We start from the raw sequence: 14,415 nt of genomic DNA, 5'->3' as shown, positions 1-14,415 counted from the left end.
TTGTGGCGCCATATAGACCCCATCATTCCAAACTGTCAACGCAGTTTCGTAAAAAAGAAGGAATTTTCTTTCCACAGCCAATATGGTCCTTTTTAACCAAATTTCAACTGGGAAAAACTGGCGATTCGAACGGTTGCGACGATTCCATGACAGTTACCGTGACAATTGGATGAATGAGCATGAAGCCTATGCCTTATATTCTGGCCGTCGATGGCGGCGGCACCGGATGCCGGGCGCTGCTTGCCGACCGCAATGGTGACCCCATAGGCCGGGGCACGAGTGGCCCTGCCAATATTGGCGCAGATCCGGCGACGGCTCTGGATAATATCATGCGCGCAGCGACACTGGCCGTGCACGATGCAGGACTGGATGTCTCTATATTGAATGAGACCTGCGCCGTGTTCGGGCTCGCAGGCGCAAACTCGCTCCCGGACAAGGATCGCGTGGAACAGAGCCTGCCCTTCGGCAAGGTGAAGATCGTTTCCGACGCTGTTACCGCCCTGCAAGGTGCGCTCGGTCAGAAAGACGGCGCCATCGTTATTCTCGGCACCGGCTCGGTGTTCGTCAGAAGAGAAGAAGACGCCTTCGAGATTATCGGCGGGCGCGGCTTCATGTTGAGCGATCATGCGGGCGGCGCGCGGCTTGGTCGTGAACTTCTTGAAGAAACGCTGCTTGCTCTGGACGGCATGACGGAGCACACGGAACTTGCCGATGCCGTGCTGGCACGGTTCAACGGTGACATGCGCCAGATCATAACCTTTTCGCGCACGGCGACGGCCGCAGACTACGCCGCCTTCGCTCCTATCGTTTTTGACTATGCGCATAAGGGCGATGCGCTCGGCCTTTCGATCCTGCAACGCGCCTGCTCTTATATTGCCCGCGGTCTGGATCGGCTCGGTATAGAAACGCTTGGCCGGTTCAGCCTGACGGGAGGCCTCGCCTCATCCTATGCAGCACTACCATTTCTACCGCATCGGGAACGCTTTCGGCCCGCGCTTGGCGATGCGTTGCAGGGAGCATTATCGCTCGCCTTGCTGGCCAATGGACGAGATTAGTCGCCAGAACGCCATGCGCCATCGCGGATGTTCCACACTATAGAAGTCACGCATCGTGCATTCCAAAAATCGATACCGATTTTCGGGCCGATGCTGTAGCGGCAAAAAGACTTGTCGCGGCGGGGTTTACCCCCTAACTTCTTATATACAGGCACTCACAGATATCCGGCCTGATCTTGCGAAACGGTGCCAGCTCACGCTGGCGGCGTGTGTGGCGTATTCTTTTCATGCATTTCCGGACGGAAACCGGTTTCCGTTCCCAGAGGAAATGCTCCACAGGGGTGGCATGCTGACTAAAAAGGGCAAATATGGCCTGAAAGCCATGGTGCATCTGGCGGGCGTTACAGATGGACAACTGGTTTCGGCCAGCGAAATCGCCGAGAAGCACCATATACCGCGCAAGTTTCTCGACAATATTTTTACCGAACTTCGCAATGCCGGCTTCGTTCTTAGTCGCAAGGGCAAGGGCGGTGGCTTCTGTCTGGCCCGCCCGGCCCACGAGATTGCCATCGGCAATATCATCCGCGCGCTCGACGGCGCGCTTGCCCCCATCGCCTGCGCCAGCAAGACAGACTATCGCCCATGTGACGATTGCGATGAGGACGAATGCGAGGTGCGCCATATGATGCTCGATGTGCGCGAAGCCATCGCCAGCGTTCTGGATCATCGGACGCTAGCCGACAGCAAGGCCCTGGATATAGCCTCACTGTCAGAATAGGCCTCAAGCCGCGGCGGCCGACCAGTTCGGGAACGGATCGTTCAGCCCCGACCAGCGCTCCGGCACGAAGTCTTCTTCCTCAAGAAGACATTGATCCAGTTCATCGATGAGCGCATCTTCCTGCATCGGATCGACACCGATGAACACAATCTCCTGACGCCGATCACCCCATATTGTATGGAAGTACGGTTCCATGGCGCGCTGCCATTCGGGTTCCGCCGGCCAGTATTGCTTCGGCACCGAAGACCACCAGCGCCCCCTTTTCCCGGTGCGGACCAACGCGCCCGCCTGACTGATTTCACCGACAAAATCCGGACGGGTGGCAAGCCAGAAGAAGCCTTTCGCCCGCACGACACCCGGCCAGCCCTTGTCGATGAACGATTGAAACCGTTCGGGATCGAAGGGACGTCGCGCACGATAGACAAAGGAGCGAACGCCATATTCCTCGGTCTCGGGCGTATGCGAGGCAAAGCCGTGCAACTCCTTGTACCAGAGCGGATGCTCATGCGCCTTGTTGAAGTCGAAAAGCTTCGTGTCCAGTATGGCGTCGAGCGACACTTCACCGAAATCGACCTCCTCGATGCGGGCATCGGGATTGAGCGAGCGGATAACCTTGTGCGCCAGATCACGCTCCTCTTTTGAAGCGGTCGATATCTTGTTCAGCACGACGACATCGGCGAACTCGATCTGTTCAACCAGAAGATCGACAAGCGTGCGCTCGTCATCTTCACCAAGGGATTCGCCGCGATCGCGCAGAAAATCGCTCGATGCATAATCCTTCAGCAGATTGGCGGCATCAACAACTGTCACCATCGTATCGAGCCGGGCAACGTCCGAAAGACTGTTGCCCTTCTCGTCGCGAAACTCGAACGTGGCGGCAACCGGCAGTGGCTCGGCTATGCCGGTCGATTCGATCAGCAGATAATCGAAGCGTCCCTGAGCTGCCAGTTGTGAAACCTCCTTCAGGAGATCATCGCGCAATGTGCAGCAGATGCAGCCATTGGTCATTTCGACCAGCTGTTCATCCGTGCGGGAGAGATTGGCGCCGCCCTCACGAACGAGGGCGGCATCTATATTCACTTCACTCATATCATTGACGATCACCGCGACGCGGCGGTTCTCGCGATTATTGAGCACGTGATTGAGCAGTGTCGTCTTTCCGGCCCCGAGAAAACCGGACAAGACCGTAACGGGCAGTCTCTTTCTCATGACTCCGTTCCTCATCAAACTGGGTAGGATCAATCGTGATGGTGGTGATCGAGGTTGAAGGTCAGCGTGGTGAAATAGCTGAGCTTGTCAGCTTCCTTTGAATCAGACAGCGGCCTGGAATAACCCGCCCCAACGACATTGAGACCCGCGTTGCGGATATTGATCCTGGCGATGCCTTCCGCGTCGGTTTTCACCGGCGCTGCGTGACTGTCATTGACATAATCCGCCGTGACCTCGACGCCTTCCACCGGCTTTCCGTCAAACAGAACCTGCACGGGAAGCTCGTTGCCCGCCTCCAATATTGTCGGGTCCATCAACGGAACGATTTCGAAAGGCAAACCTTGGGCTTCTGGCTTTTTGCGCAGATGATCCAGAATGGCGACAGCAAATTTCTGACTCTGACTGGACTGTTTTGCGCCCGGCACTTCCGATTTCGGCTTGTTGACCCACTTGCCGTCCGGACCCTCGGCCCAGAAGCCATTGTCGAATGTGCCGCTGACCACGACTGCATCCTTGGGCACGCTCAGCAGGGCATGATCTTCCTGTCGTTTGATCTCGACGGCGACATCCTTGCCCTCTCCATTCTTGGCCGTAACCGTCTTGAGCTTCTGCGGGTCATAGGCCTCGTCGCTTGCGCCGTGACCGTAAACAACCGCCTGCGTTCCGTGACGTTCTGCAATCCAGATTCCATGAGCACCCGCGATTGCGGGAGCAAGAAAAGTCAAAACGGCACCAGCCTGAAGCGCCTTCACAAAGCTACGCATTCTCTTCTCCTTAATGTTATATCATAACAGATTTAGTGGTGAAAATAGGCGGCCTGAGCCGCCTTTGAGTGTCGAAATGCAAGTTTCGATCCGCTTCAATCAGGTCGAGGCGCACTCATTAGAGCATGTCTCCCGAAAGTGGGAACCGGTTTCGGGATAAAGACATGCTGAAAAACAAACAGATAGAGCATTTCCAATGATTCAATTAAAACAGGAAATGCTCTAGTGCCGGGCTGCCCGTAAGTTAAAGCAGGGTCCAGCCCGGCACCGTTGCGACCGCTACCAAGTTATGGGCGTGCACCTGGCGAGGGCGCGGTCGCAGCTGTTGGCCCTATTTCGACAGACAGTCCTTCAACGAATCCGCCAGATTGCGAATGAGCTGCGGATAGAGATCCGGACCACCCTTCAGCTCTGCCCCCAGCGGATCGAGAACGCCTGTCCTGGCATCCGTTCCTTCGATAACAGTATTCACCAGCTTCGGTTCGAACTGCGGTTCGGAGAACACGCAGGTTGCGCCAAGCGATTTGATCTTCTCGTGAATTTCCTTGATGCGCGCGGCACCCGGTGCCTTTTCCGGGCTGACCGTGATTGATCCAGCCGCCTTCACACCGAAACGATTTTCGAAATACTGGTAGGCATCATGGAAGACGATAAACGGCTTGTCCTTTACCGGCTCCAGTTCGCTGGCGACTTCCTTGGTCAGCGCGTCAATCTTCTCGCCATAGTCCTTGGCGTTCTTTTCATATTGCGCAGCGTGTTCGGGGTCGCTTTCGCCGAGCGTCTTGGCGATATCCGTCGCCAGAACCTTTCCGTTTTGCGGGTCGAGCCAGAAATGCAGATCATATTCACCGTGACCATGGTGATGGTCATGCCCGCTTTCCGATGCTTCGGCGGCATGATTGTGCCCCTTGTCGGCATCGGCGGCATCCTTCTTGTCATCGTGAGCATGGTCATGACCTTCGACACCATGGTTGTGACCTTCATGGCCATGGTCATGCGCTTCGAACGGACCACCTTCACGGAACTTCAGCTTGGTCAGGCCGTCCGCTTCACCAAGAGCGACAACCTTTGCGCCTTCGCCAAGTGTATCGATGGGCTTATCGAGGAAGGTTTCCATCGACGGCCCGGCCCAGAAAATCACCTTGGCGTGCTCGATTGCTTCGGCATCGGAGGGTTTCAGGCTGTAGACATGCTCGGAACCCGCACCCTGAACGATCAGTTTCGGCTCGCCCACCCCCTGCATGACTGCGGAAACAATGGAATGGAGCGGTTTGATCGAGACCACGACGCCGTCGCGTTCTGCGGCAAGTGAGACATTTGCCGTACCAGCCAGAAATGCCGAGGCTAGGAGGAGGGAGCGGAGATGTTTCATAGTCTCTCTCTTGTACGATTGGGGAGGGGCACCACATTCTTGTGATATGTTATTTTATTACGTTAGTTGCGTTATGCTATAACGTCTGTCATAAGGTGAGGCAACCCCCATTTTGGAAAAATCACAGCGGCGGTTGCGCAATAGAGCGGCAACGGAAAAAGACGCTGGGAAAAATTTCGAATCGGCGGATGATCCGTGCTTGGGACACGAACATACAGGCATTGAAAGCCCAGAATAGATGAGCAGGAAGACCGCCCTCCCCGCCGAAAAAGCGCGGGAAACATTGATTGAACTGAAGGATGCCGGCGTCTATCGCGACGGGCGCTGGCTCGTGCGCAATGTCGACCTGAGTGTTGAGCGCGGGGAGATCGTCACCCTGATCGGCCCGAATGGCGCGGGCAAGAGCACCGCCGCCAAGATGGCGCTGCGTATCCTGAAGCCCGACGAAGGCAGCGTGATCCACGCGCCGGGCCTGCGCATCGGTTATGTGCCGCAAAAGATCAATATCGACCGCACGTTGCCGCTTTCGGTCGAGCGCCTGATGACCCTGACGGGGCCTCTCTCGCGCAAGGATACCGAGACGGCCTTGGAAGTGGTGGGCATTCCACATCTTGCCAAAGCCGAGATCGCCAACCTGTCGGGCGGCGAGTTCCAGCGGGCTCTGATGGCGCGCGCACTTGCACGCAAACCGGACCTCATGGTGCTGGACGAACCGGTGCAGGGCGTCGACTTTTCCGGCGAAGCTGCATTGTACGAACTGATTGCGAAACTGCGCGACGACACAGGCTGCGGCGTGCTGCTGATTTCGCACGACCTGCATCTGGTCATGGCGGCGACCGACCGCGTCATCTGCCTCAACGGTCATGTATGCTGCAGCGGGACGCCGCGCGATGTGACGGCGAGCCCTGAATATATGCGGCTGTTTGGCAGCCGGGCCGTCGGACCGCTTGCCGTTTATGAGCATCATCACGATCACACGCATCTGCCGGACGGGCGCGTGCTTCATGCCGACGGTTCGGTGACGGATCACTGCCACGCTGATGACGGCCATCATCATGACCATGAACACGGGCATGATCACGAACATCATCATCACGAAGGGAGCGCGCCGCGTGCTTGACGATTTCTTCACCCGCGCCATCATCGCCGGTGTCGGGCTTGCGCTCACGACCGGACCGCTCGGCTGCTTCATAGTCTGGCGGCGCATGGCCTATTTCGGCGATACCATGGCGCATTCCGCTCTGCTCGGCGTGGCGCTGGCGCTCATTTTCGACATCAATATGATGATCGGCGTGTTCGCCGTTGCCGTGGCGATTTCAGCCATTCTGCTGCTCTTGCAGCGCCGACACACATTGTCGGCGGATTCGCTGCTCGGCATCCTGTCCCATGCCACGCTGTCGCTTGGCCTCGTCCTCGTTGCCTTCATGACATGGGTGCGCGTCGACCTGCTGTCGTTCCTGTTCGGCGATATTCTGGCTGTCTCGCGAATGGATATCGCCTTCATCTATGGCGGCGGAGTGTTTGTGCTGGCGGTTCTGGCCTGGCTGTGGCGCCCTTTCCTTGCTGCCACCGTCAGCGAGGATATTGCCCGCGCCGAAGGCATGAACCCTGCCCTGTCGCGCATTGTTTTCATGCTGCTTCTGGCCATCGTCATCGCCATTGCGATGAAGATCGTCGGAATTCTATTGATCACCTCGCTGCTGATCATTCCGGCAGCAACGGCACGCCGCTTTTCCTCCACACCCGAACAGATGGCCATTCTGGCCTCACTGATCGGTGCTGCGGGGGTTATCGGCGGACTTTATGGTTCCATTCATTTCGACACGCCATCCGGCCCTTCCATTGTGGTCGCGGCGCTTGCCATTTTCATTTTGAGCCTGCTACCCCTACATAAGAGGGAAAAGGCATCACCGAAACGGATCGCTGGACAATGAGCACGCATCACCATCATCACGCCCCGCAGGACCTCACCCGCAATCAGACACTGGTTTTCGACGTTTTGTCCAAGGCGGAAGGCCCACTCAGCGCCTATACGATCCTCGACCAGCTGCGTGACGACGGTTTCCGCGCGCCGCTGCAGGTCTATCGCGCACTGGAAAAGCTGCTCGATTACGGGATGATTCATCGCCTTGAAAGCCTCAACGCCTTCGTTGCCTGCGCGCACCCGCAATGCCATCAGCAGGGTCTGGTGGCTTTCGCGATTTGCGAGAAATGCGGTCAGGTGACGGAATTCTCCGACGCGGCGATCGAGAACCTTGTCAGCGCCTGGAGCCTTCAGAACGGTTTCAAGTCGCGCAAGACGACACTGGAGCTGCGCGGCCTCTGCGAAGCCTGTGGCGAGCACTGACAAACAGGAACCTGTTCAAGGTAACCATGTCCGCAAAATCCCGGTTTAAAAAGTAACGCATCGGCAATCGAAACCTGCTAGATTAGTCTCAGGGGAATAGCAGGTAAGATTTTGATATGGCACGGGTTAAGCCATCCCACGAACGTCGTAGGGAAGAGAGACAGCGTACAAGGCTGCGCTCCGGAAAGATCGTGGGGCTCGATGGGCGTTTCATCATCGAATGCCAGTTCAGCGATATCGCGCCCCATGGCGCCAAGCTGAGAACTGTCGAAGTCCCGACCCTGCCCGAACGCTTCTGGCTGTTTGACGATTATTACGGACGCGCGCTTCTGGCCCGCGTGGCCTGGCGGGATGGTCGTGAAATGGGTGTGGAGCTTGTATCCGACCCGGCGGTCGCACCGCTCGATGACGAGCGCCTCGCCCAGCTTGCAGGAAAATACTATTCGCTGTGACCGACAGGCTCTGCGTTGGCCTGCTTCTCTGACTGCTTGGCCGGTGCCGTCGGTGTCGGCGTGCCGCGCATGTTCATGGCACGGATTTCTTCCGCTGAAATATAGTTGAACTGCTCGACCAGAAGGTCCTTGATGACCGGCTCGGGGAACCGCGCATTGAGATCGGTGATGATCGAGGCACGAACGTCCTCGAAACTCACCTTCTCGACCTCTTTCGTATCCGAATAGCTGCCATAGAATTTACGGAATATCTCATCGTTGATGAAGAATTCGAGCGGCACGGTCAGCTTCTTGCGAATGTTCGAATCGACCGTATAGACAAGCTGCGTCACCACATAACCGGCGACGCCGCCATTCGAGATGATCGGCACGCTCATCACATCTGTCTTGACGTAATCCACGCCGCCAAATCCACTGGTCGCCGCCTGCGCCTCACCCGAAGATGAGACGTTCTGGCGAACCGCCAGGAAAAGCGAGCCGAAAGCGACGGCACAAATCCACAGACCGATGGCAATGATGCGGATCATCGTGCGTGACCGAGCCTCACACTCTGCATGCTGTAGGTGCCGTCGGCTTCCTGCGTTTCCAGCGCACCGCGAATGAGATCAGCCAACTCACCGACGGCCCGCAGATGCAGCTGCAGCGCTTCGCAGTTCTTCTCGAGCTTCTGCTTCAGGCTGTCGAGCAGCGGCTGAAGCCGCTTCATCGTCGCCGGTTCGGCAGCACTGGCCGCTTTCTTGATCGCCTTGTTGAAATCGTAAAGCCCACGGCTCTTGCGGGAGTTGATTTCCGCCAGATCCGGATTGCCGCCCTCCAGAAGAAGGCGCGTTTCAGTATCGATGACATCTTCCAGACGTTGGATTGCCCGCACGACCGGCTTCAATGTGGGGTTCTCGGCCGGTTCCTCTGCCAGCGCCTGACCCGGTTCGCTCGTGACAGTGACGATTTGCGAATCCTCTGGCGGCAGGCTGTTTTCAGAGCTTGTCTCGGTCATTTAGGGGTCCTCAATTATGAAGCATGGCGGACGCTATGGTTGCGGGCCAATCAGCCGCGCGCGCTGTCCGTATCGCTGTTGTTGTCGAGTTGCTTTTGAATGAGCTTGCGTTCGAAGCCATGCACGATGTCCTTCGATACGCCGTTCTGGCCCACACTTTCTCCCAGATTATTGATCACGTCTCCTAACGCTATCGTCGTCGGCGCGTCTGCCCGCCCGTTGCGCGCCGCCTGTTCCTCAAGCAACTTGGCAATGCCGACACCGCCGCCATCCGCCATCTTGTTTGCCATGGCTTCCGCCATCATGGACTTCCAGTATTCACCGGCAATCCCCTTCCCGAAGGTCGCCGTCGTGTCACTGGTGAACATCGACTGCACGAAGGATTGCAGCATGAAGGCCTCGAACTTGCGATAAGCCGGACTGGCCGCATTCTGCGCATCCGGTCGTACGCTGACCCCAGCCGCAAGGCTGTCGGAAAAGCTGGCGAAATTATCCCGCGTCAGTCCACCACCGGCGGCGGGTGCCGCCATTGCGGCTGCCCCAGTGGATGCCACCATGGTCCCGGATGCGGACGGCGCTCTCAGCCGTTCCGCCGCCATGCGATAGGCTTGCGGATCGGCTGCACGCGCCACGTCCATCACCAGATCTGACGGCGGGTTGATCGCCATGCATCTCTTCCTTCTTTTAGAGCGCGTTTCGATCTGATTGCATCAGATCGGCGCTCTAAGGGCTAATTCTGCCGCGCATCCTATCCAAAAACCGCTTCGCACTTTTTGGGACGCGTTCTGATCGTCCTTGCGCGCATCTTGTCCAAAAATCGCTTCGCACTTTTTGGGATGCGCTTTGTTACTTGCACCATAATGGGTCAAACTTGACTGAAACTTGTGCGTGCGTTCAGCCTCGATTTTGCGCTCAATCAGGGTTTTGCGAGCGATTTGTCGTTTTCCGGCTAATAAATTCCTCGATCAGGCTGGAAAGTTCCCGCCGTTCGCGATCATTTTCAGCATCCGTCAGCCGCTCTTCCAGCAACCCGACACGTCTTTGTTCCTGCAGAAGTGCTTTGCGCTGTGATTCGAGACGCTGCCCGAGCTGCTGCGATTCGGCGGCATTGGTTCCAAGACGCTTGATGAGCAGCGATGGATCGATATCGAGCGTATCGCCATCATAGCGGCGATCCTGCATGGCGATAAGCGCCTCCCGCTCCTCATCCAGCGCGTCCTTGCGTGCATTGGCTGCGGCAAGAGCCTGTTCCAGCCGGGCGCTTCCGAGCTTTTGCAGTTCAATCAGCTTTTTCAGATTGCGTGGATTCGTCATGGCCACCCCTAAAACAACTCGCGAAGCTGCGTCGCAGTTTCGTTGGTGAAGAAGCGCAGGAGTTCCGGCAGGATGAAATAGACCACCAGCAGCCCTCCCCCCAGCACGAATGGCATCGATACGAAGTAAACCGGTATGGTCGGCGTCAGCTTGTTCACCAGACCGATGGCAAAATTGACGAGAATCGCAAAAACGATGAACGGCGCTGCAATACGCAGTGTCGCCAGAAAAGCCGCCGAAAGCGCATCGGTGAAATCGATCATCGCCGCATCGGGGCGGAACTGCCCGTCAACCGGAATGGCCACATAGGAATTGAGCAGCGCCCGGAGGATTTCCAGATGCATATCGGTAATGAAGAACAGGAACAGTGCGCTGAAGGTGACGATGGTGGCAAGTGTCGCCTGCGGTTCACTTTCCGTGATGGCATCGGCAGGCGAGCCGGAATATCCGACTGAAACCGCCATCGTGTTTGCCATGAATTGCAACGCCCAGAAATAGATATGTGCCAGAATACCGAGAACCGCGCCGACGAACATCTCGCTCGCCATCAGGCGGAATAGAGTCCACGGCTGCCCGGCATCGACGACGGTAACGATACGCTGCAGCACCAGCGGCAGGACTGCGAATGAACAGGCCAGCGCAACATAGAGCCTGACCTGCAACGGAATGCGCGCACTCGAAAGCCCCGGCATCAGCATCAGGCACGCACCGACCCGGCAGAACGCCAGAACGGCGGCCAGAATGATTTCGTTGAGCGGCAGTTGCGCGACAGGCACTCGAGGCCCTTTCATCGTATGAAGCAATAACTAATCCCCCTCGCCCTTCGATACGCCAAGCCTCGGCAAGCTCGGCTTGGCTCCTCAGGATGAGGGCCGCAGGATCGAAGAACGCCGTCCTCTTACGAAATCGCGCCGAGTGACTTCACCTCCACGCCACGTGCGATTTCGACATGGGACAAGACAGGCAGGGTGGCGAACAGACGCTCGATAATCATGCGAATGTATGGCCGCGCTTCTGGCGAGGAAACCAGCACGAAACGTTCGCCATTGTCGAAATGCTTGCGAATGACGGTGGAGGCCTCGGTGCCAAACTGTTCCAGCAGGCGCGGATCGATGTCGAATTCGACGATTTCACCTTTGGCGTCACGCTTGAGGCTCTGGTGGAATACCAGATCCCAGCGATTGCCCAGACGCAAAACATTCAGCACGCCATTGTCGGAAAGATCGCCGCAAATCTGCTGCGCCATGCGCATGCGGACATGTTCCACAATCATTTCCGGGCGGCGAACAAGCGGTGCGATCTCCGCAATGGCTTCAAGGATCAGATGCAGGTTGCGGATGGAAATGCGTTCGGCGAGCAGCAGCTTCAGCACCGCCTGCAGGCCCGAATAGGAAATATGCGTCGGGCAGATATCTTCCAGAAGCTTGCGATATTCAGAGCCGAGACGGTCCAGCAGAATGCGCATATCCTTGTAGGAAAGAAGCTGGGCCAGATTGTTGCGGACGATTTCGCTCAAATGTGTCAGCAGGACTGAGAGATTATCCACGGTCATATAGCCATCGCGGCGGAGATCGGACGCAAAGGTTTCCGGCACGGAATAGGCGCGCATACCGAAGGCCGGTTCGCGCACTTCCTCACCCGGAATGGATGGGATCGGGCGGTCGCCAAGCACGACAAGCGTTTCACCGACGCGCAGCTCGTGGCTGGCGACTGCCGTGCCGTGTATCTTGATGCGATAGCTTTTCGGCGGAAGCGCGATATCGTCCGTGACCTTGATTTCAGGGATGACGAAACCGTATTCCTGCGCGAACTTGCGGCGCATCTTGTTGACGCGATGCGCCAGCTCCTGCTGCGATGCGATCAGGCGGGCGGAAAGCTGCTTGCCGAGGCAAAGTTCGATCTGGTTGGTTTCGAGTGACGCCTTGACGGAATTGCGCTCCTGCTCTTCCGCTTCGCGCTGCTTCTTGCCGGCCTCGTTGGCTTCCGCCTCGCGCTGGCGCGCTTGTCGACGGGGTACGGCAATACCGATGAAGGCCATTGCGCCACCGAGCATAAAGAACGGGAAGGCTGGCAGGCCCGGCATGATGCCGAGGACGAAGAGCAGCATCGCCGCGACCAGAAGCGCCTTCGGATAGGCACCCAGCTGACCGAAGATCGCCTGATCGGCGGAGCCGCGTGTGCCGCCCTTCGACACCAGAAGACCGGCGGCAAGCGAGACGATCAGGGCCGGAATCTGTGTGACCAGACCATCGCCGACCGACAGCTTGGTGAAGACATCGGCTGCGTGCGCAATATCCATATCGTGGCGCGTAGCGCCGATGATGATACCGCCGAAAATATTGACGGCGGTGATGATGAGACCTGCAATCGCATCGCCGCGCACGAATTTGGATGCACCGTCCATGGAGCCGAAGAAGGAGCTTTCCTCTTCCAGCTCGCGACGGCGGCGCTGCGCTTCCTTTTCATCGATCAGGCCGGACGACAGGTCGGCATCGATGGCCATCTGCTTGCCGGGAATGGCGTCGAGGGTGAAGCGCGCGCCCACTTCCGCGATACGCGTCGCGCCCTTGGTGATGACGAGGAAGTTGACGATGATGAGAATGCAGAAAACGACCAGACCGATAACGAAGTCGCCGCCCATCACGAATTGCGAGAAGCCGTGGATCACATGACCGGCGGCAAGATAGCCTTCATTGCCGTGGGTGAGAATCACGCGTGTCGTCGCGATATTCAGCGACAATCGCATCATGGTGGCGATCAGCAGCACCGTTGGAAAGGCGGAAAAGTCTAGCGGGCGCTGAATCCAGAGCGCAACCATCAGAATCAGGACCGAGAAGGCGATCGAAAACGCCAGACCAATATCCAGCACGACAGCCGGAACAGGCAGGAAAAGCACGGTCAGGATGATGATGATGCCAACCGCCAGCCCCATATCGCTGCCGGTCAGAAGTCCGCTTTTCATCAAGGGTTTAGCCGCTGCCTGCTGCACATCCGTCTCCTGTTTCGGGACGGACCTTAGCTCGCGAAGCTTGCGCGAAGGCTACGTGCTAGAACCCCTTCTCGATACGAGAATAGGCCAGCAGCGTGAAGGAGTTGATCTGCGCACCGACGAACGGCGCGGTCAGGGCCAGCACGACGAAAATGACGATGATCTTCGGCACGAAGGTCAGCGTCATTTCCTGAATCTGCGTCAGCGCCTGGAAAAGTGCGATGCCGATGCCTGCAAGCATGGCGGCAAGCACCGCCGGACCGCTTGCCATAAGCACGGTCCAGATCGCAGAATTGACGATATCAAGCGCGTCGGCTTCGTTCACCGCATCGGTCCTAGCTGATCTTGACGCCTGCGCCGATCATCAGCGTCTTGCCGTCTTCCAGTTCGGCCAGCATGCCGTTGGACTGGATGGTAACGGATTTTACGACGCCCGATATGCTGCCATCGGCATTGGTCAGCGTGCGACCGATCCAGCCTTCGGCCTGTGTCAGAGACGTATTGGCGATCAACGTTTCAAGCTTGCTGTTCATCTGCACGGCCTGCTCGACATTGGAGAAGGTCGCAAGCTGCGAAACATATTGCGTCGCGTCCATGGGCTGCGTCGGATCCTGATTTTGCATCTGGGTCACCAGAAGCTTCAGGAAGGAATTATAATCGACGCTCGCCTTGTTGGCCGCGGAATTACTGTTGTTCGTCGTGTTGTTATTCGTCGTATTCGTGCCAATCGGCGGTGTCGTGGTCATGGGTTTGCCTCCGCAGATTTCCGGGTCGCAGCCACGGGCAAAACAGGGCTCTCAAGGCCCATCAGTTCGGCCTCGTGTGGATATTGCGCGCGAATTGTCTTGAGCGCCTCGAAAATGCGCCCGTTATGCACCAGCTCGTCGACCAGCTTCAGCGCATTCAGGATTTCCGCATCCTTGAACGTCGAGAACATGCCTTTCAGCATCTGTGCGAAAGTGGAGTGGGCCTGTTCGCGCATGGCCGGTTCGATCAGCATCATCTGCGCGGCGAAATAGAGCTGGCGCAGCGGCGTGGTCGTGTCTTCCGGCTGGAGAACATGGTTTTCCAGAAGGAAGGTCGCATCGTTCAGGAGTTCGAGCGAGACCTTGCGGTCGGCTCTCAGTACGGCACCGTTGATGAAGATTCGTTCGCCCGCGCGCAGCGAAAGGCGAATGGCCGGTTTTCCGTTTGGGGTCAT

The 14,415-nt window shown here is 57.5% G+C and carries 18 protein-coding genes; 6 read left to right on the top strand and 12 right to left on the bottom strand.

Going from position 1 to position 14,415, the window contains the following annotated elements; genetic code table 11:
- Positions 1-173 precede the first annotated feature (173 nt).
- Both FG152_RS16815 and FG152_RS16810 read left to right on the top strand, forming a co-directional pair.
- Complete coding sequence (locus tag FG152_RS16815; RefSeq protein ID WP_029376186.1) at positions 174-1,055, top strand: glucosamine kinase nucleotide-binding domain-containing protein; 882 nt, start codon at positions 174-176, stop codon at positions 1,053-1,055.
- A 286-nt stretch (positions 1,056-1,341) separates the two neighbouring features.
- Positions 1,342-1,773: an RrF2 family transcriptional regulator gene (locus FG152_RS16810; RefSeq protein WP_010660764.1), complete on the top strand. Its 432-nt coding sequence runs from the start codon at positions 1,342-1,344 to the stop codon at positions 1,771-1,773.
- 3 nt (positions 1,774-1,776) lie between these two features.
- Here the strand turns inward: FG152_RS16810 and zigA are convergent, their stop codons facing one another.
- The 3 genes from zigA to znuA all read right to left on the bottom strand — a co-directional run bounded on the left by zigA (position 1,777) and on the right by znuA (position 5,118).
- Positions 1,777-2,982, bottom strand: coding sequence for a zinc metallochaperone GTPase ZigA (gene zigA / locus FG152_RS16805; RefSeq protein WP_010660763.1), 1,206 nt, complete (start codon positions 2,980-2,982; stop codon positions 1,777-1,779).
- A gap of 29 nt (positions 2,983-3,011) precedes the next feature.
- A complete protein-coding gene (locus FG152_RS16800) occupies positions 3,012-3,746 on the bottom strand; it encodes a DUF4198 domain-containing protein (protein ID WP_010660762.1) in 735 nt (244 codons plus the stop codon).
- Between the two features lie 331 nt (positions 3,747-4,077).
- Positions 4,078-5,118 (bottom strand): zinc ABC transporter substrate-binding protein ZnuA, encoded by a 1,041-nt coding sequence (gene znuA / locus FG152_RS16795; RefSeq protein WP_498987203.1) that lies wholly within the window; start codon positions 5,116-5,118, stop codon positions 4,078-4,080.
- Positions 5,119-5,356: 238 nt separating this feature from the next.
- Between znuA and FG152_RS16790 the strand changes: the two genes are divergently transcribed.
- The 4 genes from FG152_RS16790 to FG152_RS16775 all read left to right on the top strand — a co-directional run bounded on the left by FG152_RS16790 (position 5,357) and on the right by FG152_RS16775 (position 7,917).
- Positions 5,357-6,238, top strand: a complete 882-nt coding sequence (locus FG152_RS16790; protein WP_010660760.1) for an ATP-binding cassette domain-containing protein — start codon at positions 5,357-5,359, stop codon at positions 6,236-6,238.
- Complete coding sequence (gene znuB / locus FG152_RS16785) at positions 6,192-7,052, top strand: zinc ABC transporter permease subunit ZnuB (protein ID WP_010660759.1); 861 nt, start codon at positions 6,192-6,194, stop codon at positions 7,050-7,052. Before FG152_RS16790 ends, znuB begins: the two co-directional genes overlap by 47 nt.
- A complete protein-coding gene (locus FG152_RS16780) occupies positions 7,049-7,465 on the top strand; it encodes a Fur family transcriptional regulator (RefSeq protein ID WP_010660758.1) in 417 nt (138 codons plus the stop codon). Before znuB ends, FG152_RS16780 begins: the two co-directional genes overlap by 4 nt.
- 116 nt (positions 7,466-7,581) lie before the next feature.
- Positions 7,582-7,917, top strand: coding sequence for a PilZ domain-containing protein (locus tag FG152_RS16775; protein ID WP_010660757.1), 336 nt, complete (start codon positions 7,582-7,584; stop codon positions 7,915-7,917).
- Here FG152_RS16775 and FG152_RS16770 read toward each other — a convergent pair.
- The 9 genes from FG152_RS16770 to flbT form a co-directional block, all read right to left on the bottom strand.
- On the bottom strand, positions 7,905-8,444 hold the full coding sequence (locus FG152_RS16770) for a hypothetical protein (RefSeq protein ID WP_498987198.1): 540 nt from the start codon (positions 8,442-8,444) through the stop codon (positions 7,905-7,907). The genes FG152_RS16775 and FG152_RS16770 overlap by 13 nt on opposite strands.
- Complete coding sequence (locus FG152_RS16765; RefSeq protein ID WP_010660755.1) at positions 8,441-8,911, bottom strand: hypothetical protein; 471 nt, start codon at positions 8,909-8,911, stop codon at positions 8,441-8,443. The genes FG152_RS16770 and FG152_RS16765 overlap by 4 nt, the downstream gene beginning before the upstream one ends.
- A gap of 50 nt (positions 8,912-8,961) precedes the next feature.
- Positions 8,962-9,579, bottom strand: a complete 618-nt coding sequence (locus FG152_RS16760) for a rod-binding protein (protein ID WP_010660754.1) — start codon at positions 9,577-9,579, stop codon at positions 8,962-8,964.
- A 244-nt stretch (positions 9,580-9,823) separates the two neighbouring features.
- Positions 9,824-10,225 carry a hypothetical protein gene (locus tag FG152_RS16755; protein WP_010660753.1) on the bottom strand — a complete coding sequence of 134 codons (402 nt, stop codon included), beginning with the start codon at positions 10,223-10,225 and terminating at the stop codon, positions 9,824-9,826.
- Positions 10,226-10,233: 8 nt separating this feature from the next.
- The gene (gene fliR, locus FG152_RS16750) at positions 10,234-11,001 is read right to left on the bottom strand and encodes a flagellar biosynthetic protein FliR (RefSeq protein WP_010660752.1); all 768 of its coding nucleotides are present in this window, start codon (positions 10,999-11,001) and stop codon (positions 10,234-10,236) included.
- 122 nt (positions 11,002-11,123) lie between these two features.
- Positions 11,124-13,187: a flagellar biosynthesis protein FlhA gene (gene flhA, locus FG152_RS16745; RefSeq protein WP_010660751.1), complete on the bottom strand. Its 2,064-nt coding sequence runs from the start codon at positions 13,185-13,187 to the stop codon at positions 11,124-11,126.
- A gap of 85 nt (positions 13,188-13,272) precedes the next feature.
- The gene (gene fliQ, locus FG152_RS16740) at positions 13,273-13,539 is read right to left on the bottom strand and encodes a flagellar biosynthesis protein FliQ (RefSeq protein WP_006469393.1); all 267 of its coding nucleotides are present in this window, start codon (positions 13,537-13,539) and stop codon (positions 13,273-13,275) included.
- 10 nt (positions 13,540-13,549) lie between these two features.
- A complete protein-coding gene (gene flgD, locus FG152_RS16735) occupies positions 13,550-13,960 on the bottom strand; it encodes a flagellar hook assembly protein FlgD (protein WP_010660750.1) in 411 nt (136 codons plus the stop codon).
- Positions 13,957-14,415, bottom strand: coding sequence for a flagellar biosynthesis repressor FlbT (flbT, locus tag FG152_RS16730; protein WP_010660749.1), 459 nt, complete (start codon positions 14,413-14,415; stop codon positions 13,957-13,959). Before flbT ends, flgD begins: the two co-directional genes overlap by 4 nt.

Source organism: Ochrobactrum sp. XJ1 (assembly GCF_024701725.1).
Classification (GTDB): Bacteria; Pseudomonadota; Alphaproteobacteria; order Rhizobiales; family Rhizobiaceae; genus Brucella; species Brucella anthropi.
Note: the sequence above shows the minus strand (reverse complement) of the source record. Positions and strands in the feature narration are given on the sequence as shown.

Coding starts and splice junctions, on each gene's coding strand:
- FG152_RS16800 (WP_010660762.1), bottom strand. CDS start 3,746: ATGCGTAGCTTTGTGAAGGCGCTTCAGGCTGGTGCCGTTTTGACTTTT.
- FG152_RS16775 (WP_010660757.1), top strand. CDS start 7,582: ATGGCACGGGTTAAGCCATCCCACGAACGTCGTAGGGAAGAGAGACAG.
- flgD (WP_010660750.1), bottom strand. CDS start 13,960: ATGACCACGACACCGCCGATTGGCACGAATACGACGAATAACAACACG.
- FG152_RS16755 (WP_010660753.1), bottom strand. CDS start 10,225: ATGACGAATCCACGCAATCTGAAAAAGCTGATTGAACTGCAAAAGCTC.
- zigA (WP_010660763.1), bottom strand. CDS start 2,982: ATGAGAAAGAGACTGCCCGTTACGGTCTTGTCCGGTTTTCTCGGGGCC.
- FG152_RS16815 (WP_029376186.1), top strand. CDS start 174: ATGAGCATGAAGCCTATGCCTTATATTCTGGCCGTCGATGGCGGCGGC.
- flhA (WP_010660751.1), bottom strand. CDS start 13,187: ATGAAAAGCGGACTTCTGACCGGCAGCGATATGGGGCTGGCGGTTGGC.
- FG152_RS16780 (WP_010660758.1), top strand. CDS start 7,049: ATGAGCACGCATCACCATCATCACGCCCCGCAGGACCTCACCCGCAAT.
- FG152_RS16770 (WP_498987198.1), bottom strand. CDS start 8,444: ATGATCCGCATCATTGCCATCGGTCTGTGGATTTGTGCCGTCGCTTTC.
- flbT (WP_010660749.1), bottom strand. CDS start 14,415: ATGACCCCAAACGGAAAACCGGCCATTCGCCTTTCGCTGCGCGCGGGC.
- FG152_RS16810 (WP_010660764.1), top strand. CDS start 1,342: ATGCTGACTAAAAAGGGCAAATATGGCCTGAAAGCCATGGTGCATCTG.
- znuB (WP_010660759.1), top strand. CDS start 6,192: ATGATCACGAACATCATCATCACGAAGGGAGCGCGCCGCGTGCTTGAC.
- znuA (WP_498987203.1), bottom strand. CDS start 5,118: ATGAAACATCTCCGCTCCCTCCTCCTAGCCTCGGCATTTCTGGCTGGT.
- FG152_RS16790 (WP_010660760.1), top strand. CDS start 5,357: ATGAGCAGGAAGACCGCCCTCCCCGCCGAAAAAGCGCGGGAAACATTG.
- FG152_RS16765 (WP_010660755.1), bottom strand. CDS start 8,911: ATGACCGAGACAAGCTCTGAAAACAGCCTGCCGCCAGAGGATTCGCAA.
- FG152_RS16760 (WP_010660754.1), bottom strand. CDS start 9,579: ATGGCGATCAACCCGCCGTCAGATCTGGTGATGGACGTGGCGCGTGCA.